Genomic DNA, 17238 nt, shown 5'->3' with positions numbered 1-17238 from the left:
GATTGCGCCCGGCCTTCGGGTCGGGCGAGGATTGAAACATTTAACACTCCTTTCCGTTATGACCGCTCGCGATATTGCGCCCGGCCTTCGGGTCGGGCGAGGATTGAAACGCGCACCAATAGTCCGCCTCTTCGGGATCTTGGACCCATTGCGCCCGGCCTTCGGGTCGGGCGAGGATTGAAACACGTACAGGTGCAAGCCATCCGCGCGGAAAACGAATATTGCGCCCGGCCTTCGGGTCGGGCGAGGATTGAAACACGACGATATCATGGTTCACGCTTCACCCCCGATCATATTGCGCCCGGCCTTCGGGTCGGGCGAGGATTGAAACTTCGCGTAAGTCGCTCACGTTCTCCCTCCCTTCACGCATTGCGCCCGGCCTTCGGGTCGGGCGAGGATTGAAACGACACCAACGGGACGGGATGGCGGGGCTCCTACCGATTGCGCCCGGCCTTCGGGTCGGGCGAGGATTGAAACAGAAGGGGTCGAGCGATTGTCTTCTCGGAAAAAACATTGCGCCCGGCCTTCGGGTCGGGCGAGGATTGAAACGATGGACGGCGGGACCACTCATGCGGTGAAACGCCATTGCGCCCGGCCTTCGGGTCGGGCGAGGATTGAAACTGATAAGCCTCGCCGCCGGAGTCGGGGCGTTTCTCATTGCGCCCGGCCTTCGGGTCGGGCGAGGATTGAAACCGGGATACCAAAACGGGCAAGGCAGTCGATGCCGTATTGCGCCCGGCCTTCGGGTCGGGCGAGGATTGAAACACGCTCTCCGCCGCGAGCGTGATCAAGCGATACGCGAATTGCGCCCGGCCTTCGGGTCGGGCGAGGATTGAAACTGGACCAAGCTCCGGCGTAAGTAGGGCACATGGGGTCGGTTTTGCACATTGAATATCGTCTAGGGCGATCGTGACGCCTTGAAGGGGAGAAAACCCCGCTCTCCTCACTACGAGGGAGATCCAGTAAGGAGTTGTCACATTATTAGCGTTACATCTGCCGCGGGCCAGGTCCCTTTCTTCGTAGCGTCCGCTTTTATACCGGACGATCTCTCGCCCGATGTAAAATCGGGCGCTACAACAAGGGGCTTTACGGCTGAATTTCCCTCGTGCCCAACGGGGCGTGCGCATTCGGTCTGCGACCGTCTCATTGAGGCTAAACCTCGATAGCGGCTATCGAGGTTCAGCCTCGGGACCTGAACCAGTCCGCCCGGGACCTTGCCGCGGAAAATTCAGTAAGCTCCAGAATGGGCTCAGCTCTTGACCTGATCGCCGCCGTTGCGGCGTTCGAGGAGGAAGCTGATCAGGGCCGGGAGGAAGAGGAGCGACGCCACCGTCACGCAAATAAGGCCGATGTTGGCCAGGATGCCGATGGATTCCAGCCCCTCATGGTGCGCGGTGATCATGCCGCCGAAGCCGAACATCGTCGTCAAAGAACACACCAGAATGCCCCCCATGAGCTGCCTCATCGTATTCAGCACGCTCCGTTCCTCCAAATAGCGATGAAGGATGTGCACGCCGTAGTCCGTCCCCATTCCAAACAGAGCGGGCAGCACGATCATGTTGAAGAAGTTCAGCTTCATCCCGGCCACGTACATGCACCCCAACATCCACACCATGCCGGCCAGGAGGGGCACGAGCGCCAGGGAGGCGAGCCGCACGCTCCGCAGGTCCACCAGCACCAGGATCAGGATCACCAGAAAAGAGGATAGAAACGCCGTGCGCCCGTCTTTCAGCATGAGGTCGAACACGTCAGTCAACACAATCGTATCGCTGGCGGCGTGGAAAACGCCCCGCTCCGTGGCGATTGTCCGCACGTCCTCCGCGAACCGCCGGGCATCCTTCACATTGGAGAGTTTCACTTTGTCTGAGTCGGAGTAGATCAAGCCCAGGTAGTGACCGCCCCGAACGAAGTTTTCCTTCAGGTCGGCCGGTAGGCTGTCCAGTGTGATGGGTTCCGCCTCCAACCGTTCTCGGAGGCCCTCAACCCGCTCCCGGTCGACTTTCGGGAGCACGTCAAGCGGCTCCCGGTCCAGCAAATCCCTGATTTGACCGAGCACGACCCGTTTCTCCTCCTGCTGCGACGGCACGAGGTTTTCAATGGAGCTGAATTTCTCGATCGTCGGAGTCGGGTCGGTGCGGATCTTCTCGCGCACGGCTTTTTCCACCGCGTGGAGCTCGTCCAAGTCCTTCGTGAGAACGACCGCGGGCGTGAGGGATTTCTTGAGCACGTCCCGCATCCGGCTCCGCCAGACGGTGGACTGCCCCGCCTGGGACTTCAGCTTCGAGAGATCGTACTCGAACTTGAGCCTCGGGGCGGCGTAGCCCGCCGCGAAAACCAGCACCATGCACCCCAGCAGGACGCCGCGTGACAACGGCCACGACTTGATCCGAAGGCCGTGGAAGGGGACGAGGCGGATGAGTCTCCACCGCTCGAACAACAGAATCAGAGCGGGCTGGACGATGCAATAGCTCAGCAGCACGCACACGATCCCCGTGGAGGCAATGAACCCGAAGTGCGCAAAGCCCTTGAAATCCGTAATGAGGAGGGTGGAGAAAGCGGCGGCCGTCGTGAGGGCCGACGTGGCGACCGAGCGGGAGGTCCCACCCGCCACGCGGGCGAGCGCCGCGGTGGGATCCCGTCCACCCGCCCGCTGCTGGAGATACCGGTTGAGCAGCAACACACCGTAGTCCACTCCGAGACCCGTCAGCACCAGGAACAAGAACGCCGTGAACATGTTGAGTTCGCCCAGGACCAGTTGGGTCAGCGCAAAGGACACGGCAATTCCAAGCACGAGCGGAAAGAAAACCAGGAAGAGGGCGAAGGCCGTTCGGAAGTAGATGGCCACTAGGAGAAGGATGAGTGTTCCACCGGTGGCCGCGCTCGAACGAAGGTCTCTCAGGATCGATGAGTACTCATCGATGCGGGCCTGGATGGGCCCCGCCAGGCCGACCTCGATGGATGAATCGTAGGACGCAGGCTTCAGCTCTGATTTCGCAACCCGCTCCACCTTTCCGGTCAGATCCCGCAAGTAGCCCATGCTTGAGGTCGTCCCGGACGGTTTGAGGATGACCAAAAGAATCCGTCCGTCCTCCGTCGCGTAGTACCGGCGGTCCCGGCGCTGCGTTTTGTCCTCGGGCAGTTTCACTTCTTCCTCGTCCCCCAGGGAGAAATAGAAGGGGTTGGATTTCAATTTCTCGATTCTGATTTTGCGCGCAATCTTGTCCTTGAGGTCCCTGAGGTCTTCGAGCGAGGCGTAGAGGAGCGCGTGCCGGTCCATCCATTCGTCTTTGCGCTCATAGGTCACGCTCCGCGCAAAGGGCTGGCCTTGGAGCCGTTTTTTCAGGTCCTCGGCGTAGCGCAACGAGGCATCGAAATTGTCCGACTGGATCACCACAATGAGATCGCCGGTTCCCTGTCCTGAGGCATCCAGCACGCGATTCAGTTCCTGCACGCTCGGGTAGTCGTCCGGCAGAAGCTTCTTGAGGTCCGTTTCCAGCCGGAGCTTTCGGAGGAAGGGGATCGCCATGGCGAACAAGAGAAGGGAGACGAGCAACGTGAATCCGGGCCTTGAGCGGGCCGCGCGGGCCACCCCCCAGGACATGGGATCCAGCCAACGGGACTCTACGGGCTCTTCAGGTTTGTTCACAGCTTATGGCATCTCAATGAATGCGAGGGGCGGGTCTTCAGACCCTCCCGACAAGAGGGAGCATCTAAAGATGCTCCCCTACGAACAGGCTTCAGGTGTATTCACGGCTTAAGGGATTTGCAGATGGCGGACGGCTACTTCTCCGCCCGATGCATCGCGGCGGAAGGAGTCATCTGCCAGAGCTGAGCGCGGGAGAGGAGAACCACCATCCACATCACGTTCGTCGCCACCGCTCCCGTCCATAAAATCCACATCGGTTTGCCGGCCACCGCGAAGCAAAGGAACAGGATGGCGAAGCAATCCCTCTTCACGGCGAATCGCAGATGCCACACGGCGCGCACGAACCAATGACACTCCTCGATGACTTTCTCAAGGTCGGTCCCCAGCACCACCAGGGTTCCCCGACCCTGACGGTGAACGTGTCGATAGATGAGGGCGAGCGATACCAGCCCGCCCAGCAACGCCGCGCCGCCCAACCAGAGAACGCTGTCCTCGGGAGTTCGGCGGAAAGCCCCGACGGTTATGCCCACAAAGAATGCAAGGTAGGAAAGGTTATCCGTAATCGTATCGAGCCATTCCCCGCGCTTGGACTGCTTGAACTTGAGTTTCGCCACTTCTCCATCGACGCCGTCCAGCACCGAGGTGAGCTGGAACAAGACCGCCCCCATGAGGAAGGGAACTGTGCTCTTGTAGGAGACAAGGTAGGCCGCGAGGAGGGCGAGCGAAAAATTGGCAAAGGTCACCTGGTTCGGGCTCACGCGGGTCCACACGAGCCAGCGGCTGACGAGGTGGGAGACCGGCCGGTTCAGGTACCGGGAGAACACGCCATCGGTCGTCTTCTGTGTCGCATTCAAAAGGAGGCGTTGAGCGTGGCGCAGGCTGCCCGGTGTGTCCACGTCCTGCCACCAAGCCGGCCCGACGTCGAACAGTCTCAATTTCCCCACTTCGGCCATGGCACGCACGCCGTCGGCCAGGGAGCAATCCCGTTTCTCGGCGTAGTGCGCCTTGAGATGTTCGAAAAGCCGGTTCGAACAGAGAAACATCCCCGTGTCGATCGCGTCAAAGGATTGCAGATCCTTCCCGATTCCCGTGATCAACTCACCTTGGGTTTGGACCTTCATGGCGTCGTCCAGATCGTAAATGTCGGAGACTTTTCGATCGACCGCCAGGATAACTTCATCTTCGCCCAATGGAGTTTGGACGAGCTTCGCCAGCGTATCTTGAGGAAACAGGTGGTCCGACATCATCAGTACGAAAGGCCCGCGCACAGAATCCGCCGTCCCTTCCGCTCCGCTCCACGGACGGTGAGCAGAAGGACCATACAAACTTTCCGCCGCTTTCAGCACGGACACACCGTTCGACTTCTTCCATTCCGGGTTGTAAATCCAGTGGATCGACAGATCGCCCCGACGGATCAATCCCGACAGATCGGCGTCCGACTCCACGGCTTGAATGACTTCATGGGCATGAAAACCGACGACCACGTGAAATTCGGTGAGACCGGCCTGGCGTGAGGTCAGAATGACTCTCTTGAGAAGGGGGACTCCCAGAACCTTCGTGAGCGGTTTCGGAGTCTTCCGAATGGAGGTCTGGAGGCGCTTGCCGCTTCCCGCGGCGATGATGACCGCTTTCGTAACCACCCCATTCGCGCTCATAGCCACGATCCTTGCCCCGTTCTCGGGGCGATCCCTCGGCGAAAGTTCGGATGGATAGACCGCCACGTGTTGACCTTCATCTTGGGGCAGGATCGTATCACGGTCGTTGACCTCGATCAAGAGTTTTGTGAATGTTGTAGATCCGATAGAACGCGGTCAGGTTCGTTGCGGCAGCGAAGAAGATCAGGTTCACCTTGAACAGGAATTCGGGGGGCAGCCCGGGCCATCGATGCCGGAGGAGGTCGGCAATCGGTGTGAAGGCCGAAATGAGAAACAGGTAGAAAACCCTCTCCGATCGCTTGAGGAATCCACCCTTAAAGTCGAGCCCGAGCCCCTCGCCCCGCGCCTTGCTGTAGCTGACCAGCATGGAGCCGACCAATGCGGTAAGCGCCGCGAGAAAAAACACGCTTTCCCGATAGTACGTGGCGATCCCGATGAAAATGACCCCCTCGGTGTACCGGTCCAGCGTCGAATCCAGGAACGCCCCGCCCCGGCTGTCCTGACCGAACCGACGCGCCAGGTGACCGTCGATCGTGTCGAAAATCCCGCCGAAGGCCAGAGCCCAGGCGGCCGGAATGAATCGGCCCTTCGCGTAGAAGACGGCCGCGACTCCGGCGAGAGCCGTCCCCGCCAGGGTCAGCATGTTCGGCGTGATTCCGAATCGGCGGCAGAATTTTTCGAACGGGTTGAACACCCAAAGGATGAACTCCACCAGGTATTTGCCGAAAGGGATATGGAGCTTGAGATATTTTTCCTCCTTTACGTTCATCGTTCCCACGCCGGTCAGCGCGTAGAGGATCAGGAGGATGACGGCGATGGCGTAGAGCACGGCCAGCGGGCCGAGGAGAGACCAGACGGGGGAGAGATCCAACGGAAAGCCGAGCTATCGCTCGGCGCGGCCTTCGATATAGTCCTTGACGAGTGTGCGGGCGCGCTCGTCCGTCATCTGCTGAGGGGGATGCTTCATGGTGCAGGCGGAAATCGAGGTCAGAGGCCCGCCCACGCCGCGATCCAGCGCCAGTTTGCAGCATCGAATGGCGTCGATGGCCGATCCGGCGCTGTTCGGGGAGTCTTCAACCGAGAGGCGGACTTCGAGTTCCAGAGGGACCCCGGCGAACCCGCGGCCTTCCACGCGGATGAACGCCAGCTTGTTGTCGTTCAGCCAGGGAACATAATCCGAAGGCCCGATATGGATGCTATCGTCCGGGAGGGGTTCATGGAGCTGCGACTGGACCGCCTCCGTTTTCGAAATTTTCTTGGAGATCAGACGCTCGCGATTCAGCATGTTCAGGAAATCGGTGTTACCGCCGGTGTTGAGCTGATAGGTTCGATCCACCTTGACACCGCGATCGCGGAACAGCTTTACGAGCGTGCGGTGAAGCACCGTCGCTCCGAGCTGGCTCTTGACGTCGTCCCCGACGATGGGAATTCCCTTCTCGACGAATCGCTTCGCCCATTCCTTCTTGGAAGCGATAAACACCGGAATGCAGTTCACCATTCCCACGCCGGCGTTGAGCGCCGCCTCCACGTAGGCGTGGGTGGCCTTTTCCGAACCGACCGGGAGATAGTTCACCAGGATCTCGCAACCGCTGTCCTTCAAAACCTTGACGAGGTCGGCCGGTTCCTTCGAGGCGGGCTGGAATACCCGGTCCTCCGGATACTCCTTCATATGAGGGGAGACGCCGTCGAGAACCGGTCCCATGTGAACCGATACGCCGTTCTTGGAAAAAGATGTGAAAAAGGTCTTGGTGCAGTTGGGTTTGGCGAAGATCGCCTCGGGCAAGGGCTTCCCGACTTTCCGCTTGTCGATGTCGAACGCGCAGACAATCTCGATATCTTCCGGCCGATACTCGCCCACTTCGTAATGGACCAACCCCATGGTTTCAACCGGCTTCTTGGGATCGGCCTTCCTGTAGTGCTCGAGGCCCTGAACGAGGGAGCTGGCGCAGTTGCCTACACCAACAATTCCCAACCTAATTTTCTTCTTCATAGTCCCGCTCAGTATACCTGGTCATTCACCGGATGACCCTGCCATCCGGCTCGATTCAGGGCGTTTCCTACCGCCATTGCCCCTTCTTGTCAAGCGGTGTTTGAATCCACTCGTCAATTCCGAATGATCACTCTGCATCGGTCGCGCCCCCATCGTCCCTCCTTATGGGGCCAGGAGGTCTATGACGGTCGTCAGGGTCGATTTCAGATTCGGCCGGCTCACAATCATGTCGATCATTCCGTGCTGGAGAAGGAATTCGGCCCGTTGGAATCCATTGGGAAGCTGCACTTTGATCGTCTGCTCGATGACACGGGGACCGGCGAAACCCACGAGCGCCTTCGGTTCCGCCATGATGATGTCCCCGAGAAACGCGAAGCTCGCCGCAACGCCGCCCGTGGTCGGGTCGGTCAGCACCGCAATGTAGGGGCATCGGGATCTCTGGTAGGCCGCGATGGCCGCGGACGTTTTGGCCATTTGCATGAGTGAAATGATGCCTTCCTGCATCCGCGCCCCTCCGGACGAGGCAAACAGGATGGCCGGAGTTTTCGATTCCGCGGCACGGTCGAACAGGCGCGCCACTTTCTCGCCGACCGCATAGCCCATGCTTCCCCCCATGAATCGGAAGTCCATCACTCCGATGGCGATGGCGCGGGAGTTCAACTTCCCCGAGCCCGTGACGATCGCTTCCTGAAGGCCGGTTTTTTTCTGCGCCTGCTTCAGCCGGTCCGGGTAGGCTGCCGTATCACGAAATCGGAGGAAGTCGGTCGATTCTACATCCGTGTCCCATTCCTGGAAACTTCCGGAATCCAGCACCGACTGCAACCGTTCCGGGGCGGGCACGCGGAAATGGTACTGGCACTTCGGGCAGATTCCCATGAGGCGGTCCACTTCCTTTTTGAAGATGACCTCATGGCAGCCCTCGCACTTGACCCAGAGCTCCTTCGGGATCGTTTTGTCGAGGAGGCTCAACTTTCACCCCCGGATTGCAAGACCGGCAGGGTGGAGACCCCGTCCCAGATCTCGTTCAGCGAAAGCGAGTAGACATATGAAGACATCGGTTTGCTGGAATTCCTCACGATTCCCTCTATGAAGCGCGCAGATGGTAGCAGGAATGGAGCGGGTCCGCCAACCGCTCTGGGAAGCCGGGTCGATTGACATCGCCCGGCCCGACAGTATTGTAGGCCCGTGCCGCCCGTTCTCATCCTCTACTGTGCCACGGTGGCCTTTTGCGCCGCGTTCATTCACGGCGGAATGTTCTGGCACGACAGCCCCGAATTCATCATGACATCCTTCTTCCTCCTCCCTTCGCATCCGGCCGGCTCGCCGGCCTACTCCCTCGTCGCCCATGTCCTGACGTGGCTGCCGATCGGCCCCATTCCAGCCCGTGTGGCTCTCCTTTCGACCATCTCCAGCGGATTGATCGTGGCGACCCTTGCCCACTGGGCGGCCCTTCCCTCGCGATCCACGCCCCGGACCTCCGGACTCGAATCCATACCGACCGCCGTTTTCCTTGGGGGCGCCTTCGTCACTTCCGTCACCCTCCGGACGTACGCGCTGGTTCCCGAAGTCTACCCCTTCCACGCGGCCATGCTGGCGACTGCATTCGGCCTTGTGGCCACCGTGCCGGGCCGGCGGGGCACGTACGCCGGCGCCATGGCCCTTGGAATTGCCGCGTGCGTGCATTTCTCCACCCTCTTCTACCTGCCCCTATTCTTTTCGATCCCTCGACCGGCCCGCGGTCCGGAGGCCGCGGCGGCGCGGCGCCACGAGGGCGTGCCGTCCCCGGAACGCCGGGGAGGGCCGTGGAGCGCGTCGGTCTCGACCGGCACGGCTGCCCCGGCCGATGCTCGGACGCAGACGGGGTCACCCATCGTCCGCCGCATCCTTTCGACGCTCCCTGTTGTGGCCTTGGGCTACTCCACTCACCTCTTCCTCGCCTTGCGCTCGATTCCCGATGCTCCCCTATATTGGGGCGATCTCTCGCAGCCCGCTCGCCTCCTCGGCCACCTCCTGGGAACCAGCGAATACGGCTACCTCTGGCGACTGACAGGATCGGATCTGCCCCCCGAAATTCAGGAATTCCTCAGGAAGCTGGCTTGGGAGTACCCGTGGTCTCTCCTCACCTTCGCGGGACTGGGCCTCGTCTACGGTCTCAAATCCAGACTACGGCTCACCGCAGCCATCCTTCTCGGGTCCGGCCTCCAAATCGTCTTCTTCATGCGATTCGAGAGTTTCCCGGCGCAGTACTACCTCATCTGGGCCGTAGCGGCTTTTGCCGCGGGAATCGGTTCTCGCTCAGTCTTGGAGCTCTCGCGAGTTCCCGTGCTTCGCGCGATGGTCGGAGCCACTGTGGTTGTTCTGGCCGTGGTCCTCCTCTACCAAAGCGTGGAAGCACAATCCGGCTTTCGAACCTTCTCCCAGGAAGCGTCCGTCGATCTGACCGTTGACGCCGTTCCCCCCAACGGAGCGCTGGTCGATTCGGGCCAGTTCGTTTTCCAGGCCAACTACCTGAGCAGCATCGAGCACAGACGTCCAGACATCCGATATTTCAGTCTCTTACGGGAAGGACTTACGGAACCGGATCAGCTTAGAATCATCCTGCCACACTTGTCCGAACGGCGACCCACCACGCTCCGGACCGATATCGACACAACCCTGTTCTCAGGAGCCAAGGTGGCCGGTCCGGTATTCCTGATCCGGCCGCATCCAAGCCACCCCTCCTTCGAAGTCCTGGGGAGGAAGTGGGTGAAGGTTGCCGAGCGATTCGCATCGCCGCCCCCGCCGGATCTGCCCACTTCCGCCAACATCGCCCGGATTACCGCCTCGCAGGCCCGTTGGCACCTCTGGAACGGCAGGACTGCGGAAGCGAAGCGCATGTTTGAAATGGCGCTGGCGATCCAGCCCCGGTATGCCACGGCCATTGAAGGGCTGGGGAGGGTGGCCGAGTTGGAGGGCCGAACCGGAGACGCGATCCGGTTGTACCGCAACGCTCTCGATCGGCTCAGCCCGACTTCTCCCCTGCGGCAGAAGTACCTTGAGGCGCTCTCCAAGGCGGAAGCCCACGACCCCGGTTCAGGGAAGATGCCGTAAGTCCCTTCAGATCGAAATTTCCGCTTGACACCGCGGGTGACCCGATGTTAGCACCTAGACTGATTATGCGGGTCGAAAAGCCCAAAACCTCCGGGGGTGTGATCGAAGGTTCCTGGTTCAGCCGACTCAGGGAAACCATTTCCCGCGAGCGGAAGAAGGTCTACACGCTGATGGTCATGCCCAGCCATCAGGCCTCCCGGATGGTTCAGTTCAAGGCCTCACGCCTGACCCTCCTCCTCGCCGCAGGATTCACCGGCGTCCTCCTGTTCTCCGCCGTGGTGCTCACGCTGGACGGCATCCGCGTCCGCGGCAAACTCCGTCGTCTGCACACCCTTGAGGAACAAAACATGGCCCAGTCGGTGGCGCTTCGCTCCATGGAAGAGAAGACGTGGTTCCTGGATCAGGAGGTCCTCAAGGTCAAACGATTCGACCACAAACTCCGGAAGATCATGAATCTTGAACCTCCGAAGGAAGAGACCTCCCTGCTCGGCACCGGCGGATCGTCCGAGGAGGAGCCGATGCGGTACGAATCGCTGGACGAAGATGAGCAGCAGTTGGTGGATGGCATGTTCGATGATTTCGCCAACATCAATTACGACGCCCAAGTGGAACACAAGAGCCTGGAGGAGATTGAAACGTATCTCTTGGAGCAGCAGTCTATTCTCAATTCAATGCCGACCTTGAGGCCGGTACCCGGCTGGTACACTTCGCGGTTCGGCTACAGGCGGTCTCCGTACACGGGTCTGCGGCAGTTCCACCGCGGGATCGACATGTCGAATTCCGTCGGAACGCCCATCATTGCGCCGGCCGATGGAGTCGTGGTGTACGCTTCGCGTAAGGGACAGTACGGCAAGCTCCTGGTCCTCGACCACGGTTACGGCTACAGCACGCGCTTCGGACACCTTTCGGAACTTTTTGTAACCGAAGGGCAGAAGGTGAAGCAGAAGCAGATCGTCGCCGCCCTCGGCAATACCGGCGTCAGCACCGGCCCCCACCTGCATTACGAAGTCCGCGTCAACGGCATCGCCGTCGATCCCGAAAACTTCCTTCTCGACCAAGAGAACTGATCCGATCCGGCTCTGGCCCCCCGCCCGTGCCGGCGCTAAACTGGTAAGGAAATGAAGATCTATCTCGATCATAACGCCGCCACGCCGCTGGAGCCGGCCGTGTTCGAGGCGATGCGGCCCTACCTCGTCGAGAAGTTCGGGAATCCGTCCAGCATCCACTGGGCCGGTCGCGAGGTGAAAGGGCCCATCGAACTGGCGCGCGGCCAGGTGGCCAAGCTGCTCGGATGCAGTCCCAAGGAGCTGATCTTCACCAGCGGGGGAACGGAGGCCAACAGCACCGTTCTGCGAAGTGTCTGTGGAAGGGGATCAGAAAAGGGCCGCCATATCATCGTCAGCTCCGTCGAACATTCTTCGATTCTCGATGGCTGCAAGGCGCTGGCGGGGGAAGGCGTGGACGTAACCTACCTGCCGGTTGATCGCGAAGGACGCCTGGCCCCGGAGGTGGTTCGATCAGCGATTCGAGAGGACACCCTCCTCGTCGCCGTCATGCACGTGAACAACGAGATCGGCACAATCCATCCCGTCGAATCCATCGGGGAAATCGCCGGGGCGAGGGACGTTTGGTTCCACTGTGACGGCGTTCAAGCGGCCGGAAAGCTCTCGCTGGACCTCCGCCGGCTGAAAGTCGATTCGTATTCCATTTCCGCGCACAAGTTCGGAGGACCGAAGGGGATCGGCGCGATCTACGTCCGTCGCGGAAAATCGATCGCGCCGCTGATTTTCGGCGAGCAGGAAAATGAGCTCCGCGGCGGAACGCCGAATGTCGCGAACATCGTCGGATTCGGCAAGGCGGCCGAACTGGCCTTGGCCGGACTCCCGACACGCATTGAAACCGCCCGCGAACTGGGTGGCGACTTGCTTGATGAACTGTTTCGACGCATCCCGTCCGCCCGTCTGAACGGGCCGAAAGACGACGGTCGCCTCCCCGGCACCGTCAACGTTTCGTTCCCAGGCGTGGAGGGCGAGGCGATTCTGATCAACCTCGACTTGCTGGGCATCGCCGTCTCCACCGGATCGGCCTGCTCGGCCGGATCTGTTGAACCCTCCCACGTGCTGAAAGCCATGGGATTGCCCGACGAAGAAAGCCGCAGTGCCGTTCGGATCAGCCTCGGTCCATCCAACACTCGGCAGGAGATTGACGCCCTCCTCGAAGCCCTTCCGCCCATCATCGAGAAGCTCATGAACCTCTCGAACAAAGGCCGGAAAGCGGCCGCGTAGAGGTCCAGGCAGAGTGAACGTCCATCACGGAGAATTCCGCAGGCTCAAAGCCTGCGCCTACCAGAGATTCCCTCTCTTGGTAGCCGCGGGCCATGTTACATGCCGCACCATCCGTGGTGCGGCGACATATCATGGTCCCATACCCTCCGTGGCATGGGGCTTCAGCCCGCGTCATGAGGCAGGGCGCTCGTAGATCCACGGAACGCTTGAGACTCCTTCCTGTCACACTCGCCTCCCTCCTCGCATCCTGCACCGCCGCCGCACAAGAGTCCCCGAACCTGGCTGCCTTCGAAAGTCCTCCGGACCAGGTGCTCATGATCTGGGCGCACTCGGATATCCAGCCGTTTACGATGAGTCAGCGAAAGCAGTACGAACTGGCCGCTCACGACATCCGGAACAACGTGCGGGGAGTCGATTTCGCGATCGTCGCGGGAGACATCGCCCAGAACGCCGAAGAGGATGAATACCGTTGGTACGATGCCACCAAGCGGATGACCGGCCTGTCCGAGTGGCATGAGATTGCGGGCAATCATGATCAGCGAGACAACGGTGAACTCTTCCGCAAGTGGGTGAATCCCGAACTTCACGGAGAATTCCGGAAAGGCAACCTCCTATTCCTCCTGATGTCGGATGAAAACAAGAGTTCCCCCACCGAGATTCCGGACACCGTATTCGAGTGGTGGCGGCATGAGCTGGAGGCGAACAGGGACAAGATCATTGTCACGGTCACCCACGCTCCCCTCAAGGAGAGCGGCCTCCCCTATACGAGCAATCGCACCCGGGTCATCGTCGACGGGAAACGATTTGTAGACGCGCTGAGACTCCACCCTGTGGACCTCTGGATCTCCGGCCACATCCATGCCGACAACCATCACCCGGATGACCTCCAGATTTCGCGCGATTTGAACGGGACGATCTTCGTGGACGTATCACCCATCCGCGCCGATCTGTTCCGGTCGTGGAAGGTTCAATCCAGGATTATTGTATTTAGATGCGGTTTGGACCGAGCGCTCATTCGGTCGCGCAATCACTCCAAGCAAGCTTTCGAGACGGATCTCGACCGAATCGTGCCCCTGTCAAAGCCCTATCTCTGCGAGTAACGGTTCCAACCATCCGTCCGGAAACTCACCTGCCGTAGGGGAGGACCTTTAGGTCCTCCCACTCTTGTCGGGAGGGTCTGAAGACCCTCCCCTACTTGCTCCCTCTTGTCGGGAGGGTCTGAAGACCCTCCCCTACTTGCTCCCTCTTGTCGGGAGGGTCTGAAGACCCTCCCCTACGCATTCTGCTAGACGCATTAAAGCTGCTCCCCTACGCCTTCCCCATCTCGGAGCGGCCTGAGAAGATGGCCCCTTCCTCAACGACGAAGAGCGCGGAAATCACATCCCCCATCACCTTGGCGGTACGGCGGAGTTGAACGCGGTTCTTCGCACGGATATTCCCCAGAACTTTCCCCTCCACGAGAACAGAATCGGCCGCGATATCACCCTTGACGAGGGCCTCGGGGCCGAGCGTGAGCTGCCCGTCGCTCATGATGGTACCCGTGAACTGCCCGTTAAGGACCATGCTGCCCGAAAATTTGAGTTTCCCCTCGAGGACGATGTCGCTGCCCAGCGGCATCACCCATGCGGGTTCGGTTCCGTCGGCTGATGGTTTCGTTGCCCCCATGATGAGAGAGGACTTTACCAGAAAATGAATCGTCCTAGAAGCTCGGACCGATCCGAAAGATGACGGTCGTCGCGCCTTGATCGGTGAGCCCCCGGCCGACCCCCAGATGAATATCCGCCGGTAGGCCGTAAAACAGCACGGAGTTGAAAACGATTTCCCCGCCCACGCCCACTCCCGTGCGCGGGGCATCGAACGCGCGGTTCCATGCCTGCCCGACGTCGGCGAACATCAGCCCGTGAACTTGTTGGAGGAACAACGGATAGATTCCGACTCCCCGCTCGACCTTGGCCAACGGAAAACGATACTCGGCGCTGCCGAGCACAAATCGCCTCCCCCGGTAGGCGTTGAAATCGTATCCCCGGAGCATGAAGGTCCGCTCAGGCACGAGCACAATCGGACTCTCGCCGACGAAACCGCCCAACGCAAAGGCGCCGCGAGTGGCTTCGCCTACCGCAGCCCCCGCCGCCCCCCGTAGGGCCACGGCGTGGCGGGGCAATAGGGGCACGCGCCGGTACCATCGCGCGTCGCCGCGAAGAACCTGCTGGTCGAATTCGCTTCCGAAGAGATTATGGAGAATTTCCCAGGAGGATGAGAACCGGATCCCCTTCTCCGGGCTGATGGAATATCGATGCGCTTTCGTCGAGTCGTATCCCAGGCCCGTCCTCACACCGGCGAACCGACCGGGGAAGAGGAGTTCGGGATCCGCATCGCTTCCAAAGTTCATCCGGTCCTCAAGCGTGTACGAGGCGAGCGCGCCGTATTTCACGTCCGGGAAACTCATGCCGGCTTCGGCGCGATTCGATCGCTGGTAGAAATCGCTGTCGAGCGGTCCCACCGAGAAGACCCGTCGTCTTCCCGAAACAAAGATCGACGGAAACTGTGTGTCGTTCTGATAGAACGCCTCGCCTTCCGAGGTGGCCGCGTCCGGGCGGTAGTCCGCCTCCACGTACCACACATGCTGGAACAAAGGATCGAGGTTGAAAGTGGCCACGCCATACTGGGCGACTCCGCGGTCGTTGAAGAAGAAGATCGGACTCCACAGGCGGGGAATCAAAAGGTCCGGGAAGGCCGAATAGGGGCGTGACACGGGAGCCTGTCGATGATTCTGTTCGCGATCACCGTCGGAACGTTCCGTATCACCCCCCTCTCCCGCCGGCGGGAGATGGCTAGGGTGAGGGGACTGAACCACCGGCCAACTCGCCGGATCCCACGTAGCAGCGTACACATCGAAACCTTCCGGTTGATATCGACGGTAGTAGACCTTGTCACCCGAAACCACCGGCTGGAACGCCCCGGTTTCGACGTTTGTTGCTTGTCGGATCTCTCCGGTCGTCCGATTCCACGAAAGAACATTGAAAGCGCCTGAGCGGTCCGAATCGAACAACACCCACTCGCCGTCGGACGAGAACGATGGATTGTAGTCCACGGCGCGATCATCCGTGATGGCCTGGAGGAACCCACCCTGCCGATCGAGGAGAAGGATGTCCCACGATCCCTCCGTACCCCTCTTCTCCCGCCACACCGACACAGCCAGGGTGCGGTTGTCCGGCGAAACAGCCAATGCGCCGAGGTGTTTCGCCGATGGTTGAGCATCGAGGGGCTGGACATTCTTGTCTGATGGGCGGAAGTTCACCAGCCGGTGTCGGGAACCCTCGAACTGCACGGCCACCAGGATCTCACCGGTCGGATCGAATGCCGGGAACAGGAGCCGTTTCCCTCGGGACAGTCGGCGGGTGGAACCCGACTCGACGTCCACTTGGAACAGATCGGACATCGTTTCGAACGGCCCCACGCTGGCGGAGGCGGCATACACAGCCAACGGTTTCAACGGATGGAGCGTCAGCGCCGTCGCCGTAAAGTCGCTCACGATGTCCCGCTCCTCCAGGCTCCACTCCACCAATCGCGGGGAACGATCGAGGCTCCGCGTCCAGAACAATAGCCGGTCGGCAACGGCCTCGTGGGCCATTCGAAGCACGGGTTCCCGGCCTTTCACCACCGCCTCCCCTTCCACCAGACCCTCCCGGCGACGGGCCTCCCGCCATTCATCCACCTCGGCGTGGGTCCGTTCCTTCCACTCGGACCAGAGGGCTTTAAGGGATTTCCCATAAGCGGCTTGCCCCGACAGCCCAACGGTGAAATACGGGACTATTCGTCCACCTTGACTATCCGTAAAGACCTTGAATCCCTCCGCCCCGTACTGATTTCGTAAGTACTCCTGGAACCGGGCGCCGAACAGGTAGGCCGCATTCCCGCCCATCCCTTCCAGCAAGCCGCCATTCACCTGGTCCAGGCTTGGAAACCGCCCGTACAGCACGGCGGTGCGCACCACCATGTCGGTGTAGGCCGAATGCGTCCGTCCGCCGGAGGTCAGCGTACTTTCCTCCAGCGTCGCATAGCCCTCCGTCACCCATTGGGGCGCCAATCCGTTGGGCACCCACGCCCCTCCGAATACGGCCCTCAGCCCCTTCCCCACCCCGCTCACTTTGTCCGTATGGAGAATGTGGGTGTACTCGTGTCCGATCAGATCGCGAAACCAATCCGTGAAATCGAGCATCATCTCCTCGGTCAGAGGCGGCGCCGCATTGAGGACGATCAGGTTGTAGGGGGCAGGGGTGGCCAGACCCTGCACGTCATCCGACCGGTTCGCCATAACGAGATGGGTTTTCGTCCGCGGAAGCCATCCGATCCTCGGCGAAAGCTCCCGGTGAACCTCTTCGGCCACCTCCGCCACGCGCGGAATCAAGGGTTCCAAGGTGGAATCAAAATGAATGGCGAAGTGTTCCGTCTCCGTCGTTCTCCAGATCAAGTCAGGATTCCATTTCGCCTGGGCATGAACCCCGCAGGGCCAAAGGAGCACGGAGAGAAGCAGGGCGGCACGTCGCTTGCGCATCACGGTGTGTCACGCTA

11 protein-coding genes and 1 CRISPR repeat array are annotated in these 17238 nt (G+C 60.6%); of the genes, 4 read left to right on the top strand and 7 right to left on the bottom strand.

Features of this window, described 5'->3' with window-relative positions; genetic code table 11:
* Position 1: 1 nt before the first annotated feature.
* Positions 2-839: a CRISPR direct-repeat array (repeat unit 37 nt; unit sequence ATTGCGCCCGGCCTTCGGGTCGGGCGAGGATTGAAAC).
* 410 nt (positions 840-1249) lie between these two features.
* The 5 genes from HYT87_19550 to HYT87_19530 form a co-directional block, all read right to left on the bottom strand.
* Positions 1250-3646 (bottom strand): MMPL family transporter, encoded by a 2397-nt coding sequence (locus tag HYT87_19550; protein ID MBI2061941.1) that lies wholly within the window; start codon positions 3644-3646, stop codon positions 1250-1252.
* A 134-nt stretch (positions 3647-3780) separates the two neighbouring features.
* The gene (locus HYT87_19545; protein MBI2061940.1) at positions 3781-5301 is read right to left on the bottom strand and encodes an NTP transferase domain-containing protein; all 1521 of its coding nucleotides are present in this window, start codon (positions 5299-5301) and stop codon (positions 3781-3783) included.
* Between the two features lie 97 nt (positions 5302-5398).
* A complete protein-coding gene (locus HYT87_19540) occupies positions 5399-6172 on the bottom strand; it encodes a CDP-alcohol phosphatidyltransferase family protein (protein ID MBI2061939.1) in 774 nt (257 codons plus the stop codon).
* A 12-nt stretch (positions 6173-6184) separates the two neighbouring features.
* Positions 6185-7291 carry an inositol-3-phosphate synthase gene (locus tag HYT87_19535; GenBank protein MBI2061938.1) on the bottom strand — a complete coding sequence of 369 codons (1107 nt, stop codon included), beginning with the start codon at positions 7289-7291 and terminating at the stop codon, positions 6185-6187.
* 162 nt (positions 7292-7453) lie between these two features.
* Entirely contained in the window at positions 7454-8260 is an 807-nt protein-coding gene (locus HYT87_19530) for an acetyl-CoA carboxylase carboxyltransferase subunit beta (protein MBI2061937.1), read from the bottom strand.
* A gap of 216 nt (positions 8261-8476) precedes the next feature.
* Here HYT87_19530 and HYT87_19525 point away from each other — a divergent pair, with 216 nt between their 5' ends.
* The 4 genes from HYT87_19525 (at position 8477) to HYT87_19510 (ending at position 13766) form a co-directional block, all read left to right on the top strand.
* Complete coding sequence (locus HYT87_19525) at positions 8477-10381, top strand: DUF2723 domain-containing protein (GenBank protein MBI2061936.1); 1905 nt, start codon at positions 8477-8479, stop codon at positions 10379-10381.
* 44 nt (positions 10382-10425) lie between these two features.
* Positions 10426-11448, top strand: coding sequence for a M23 family metallopeptidase (locus HYT87_19520; GenBank protein MBI2061935.1), 1023 nt, complete (start codon positions 10426-10428; stop codon positions 11446-11448).
* 51 nt (positions 11449-11499) lie between these two features.
* The gene (locus HYT87_19515) at positions 11500-12666 is read left to right on the top strand and encodes a cysteine desulfurase (protein ID MBI2061934.1); all 1167 of its coding nucleotides are present in this window, start codon (positions 11500-11502) and stop codon (positions 12664-12666) included.
* 206 nt (positions 12667-12872) lie between these two features.
* Positions 12873-13766, top strand: coding sequence for a metallophosphoesterase (locus tag HYT87_19510; protein ID MBI2061933.1), 894 nt, complete (start codon positions 12873-12875; stop codon positions 13764-13766).
* Positions 13767-13974: 208 nt separating this feature from the next.
* Here the strand turns inward: HYT87_19510 and HYT87_19505 are convergent, their stop codons facing one another.
* Positions 13975-14331: a polymer-forming cytoskeletal protein gene (locus HYT87_19505; protein ID MBI2061932.1), complete on the bottom strand. Its 357-nt coding sequence runs from the start codon at positions 14329-14331 to the stop codon at positions 13975-13977.
* Positions 14332-14365: 34 nt separating this feature from the next.
* Positions 14366-17224: a PD40 domain-containing protein gene (locus tag HYT87_19500; GenBank protein ID MBI2061931.1), complete on the bottom strand. Its 2859-nt coding sequence runs from the start codon at positions 17222-17224 to the stop codon at positions 14366-14368.
* Positions 17225-17238: the final 14 nt, after the last annotated feature.

It is taken from the genome of Nitrospirota bacterium (assembly GCA_016180645.1).
GTDB lineage: Bacteria > JACPQY01 > JACPQY01 > JACPQY01 > JACPQY01 > JACPAV01.
Note: the sequence above shows the minus strand (reverse complement) of the source record. Positions and strands in the feature narration are given on the sequence as shown.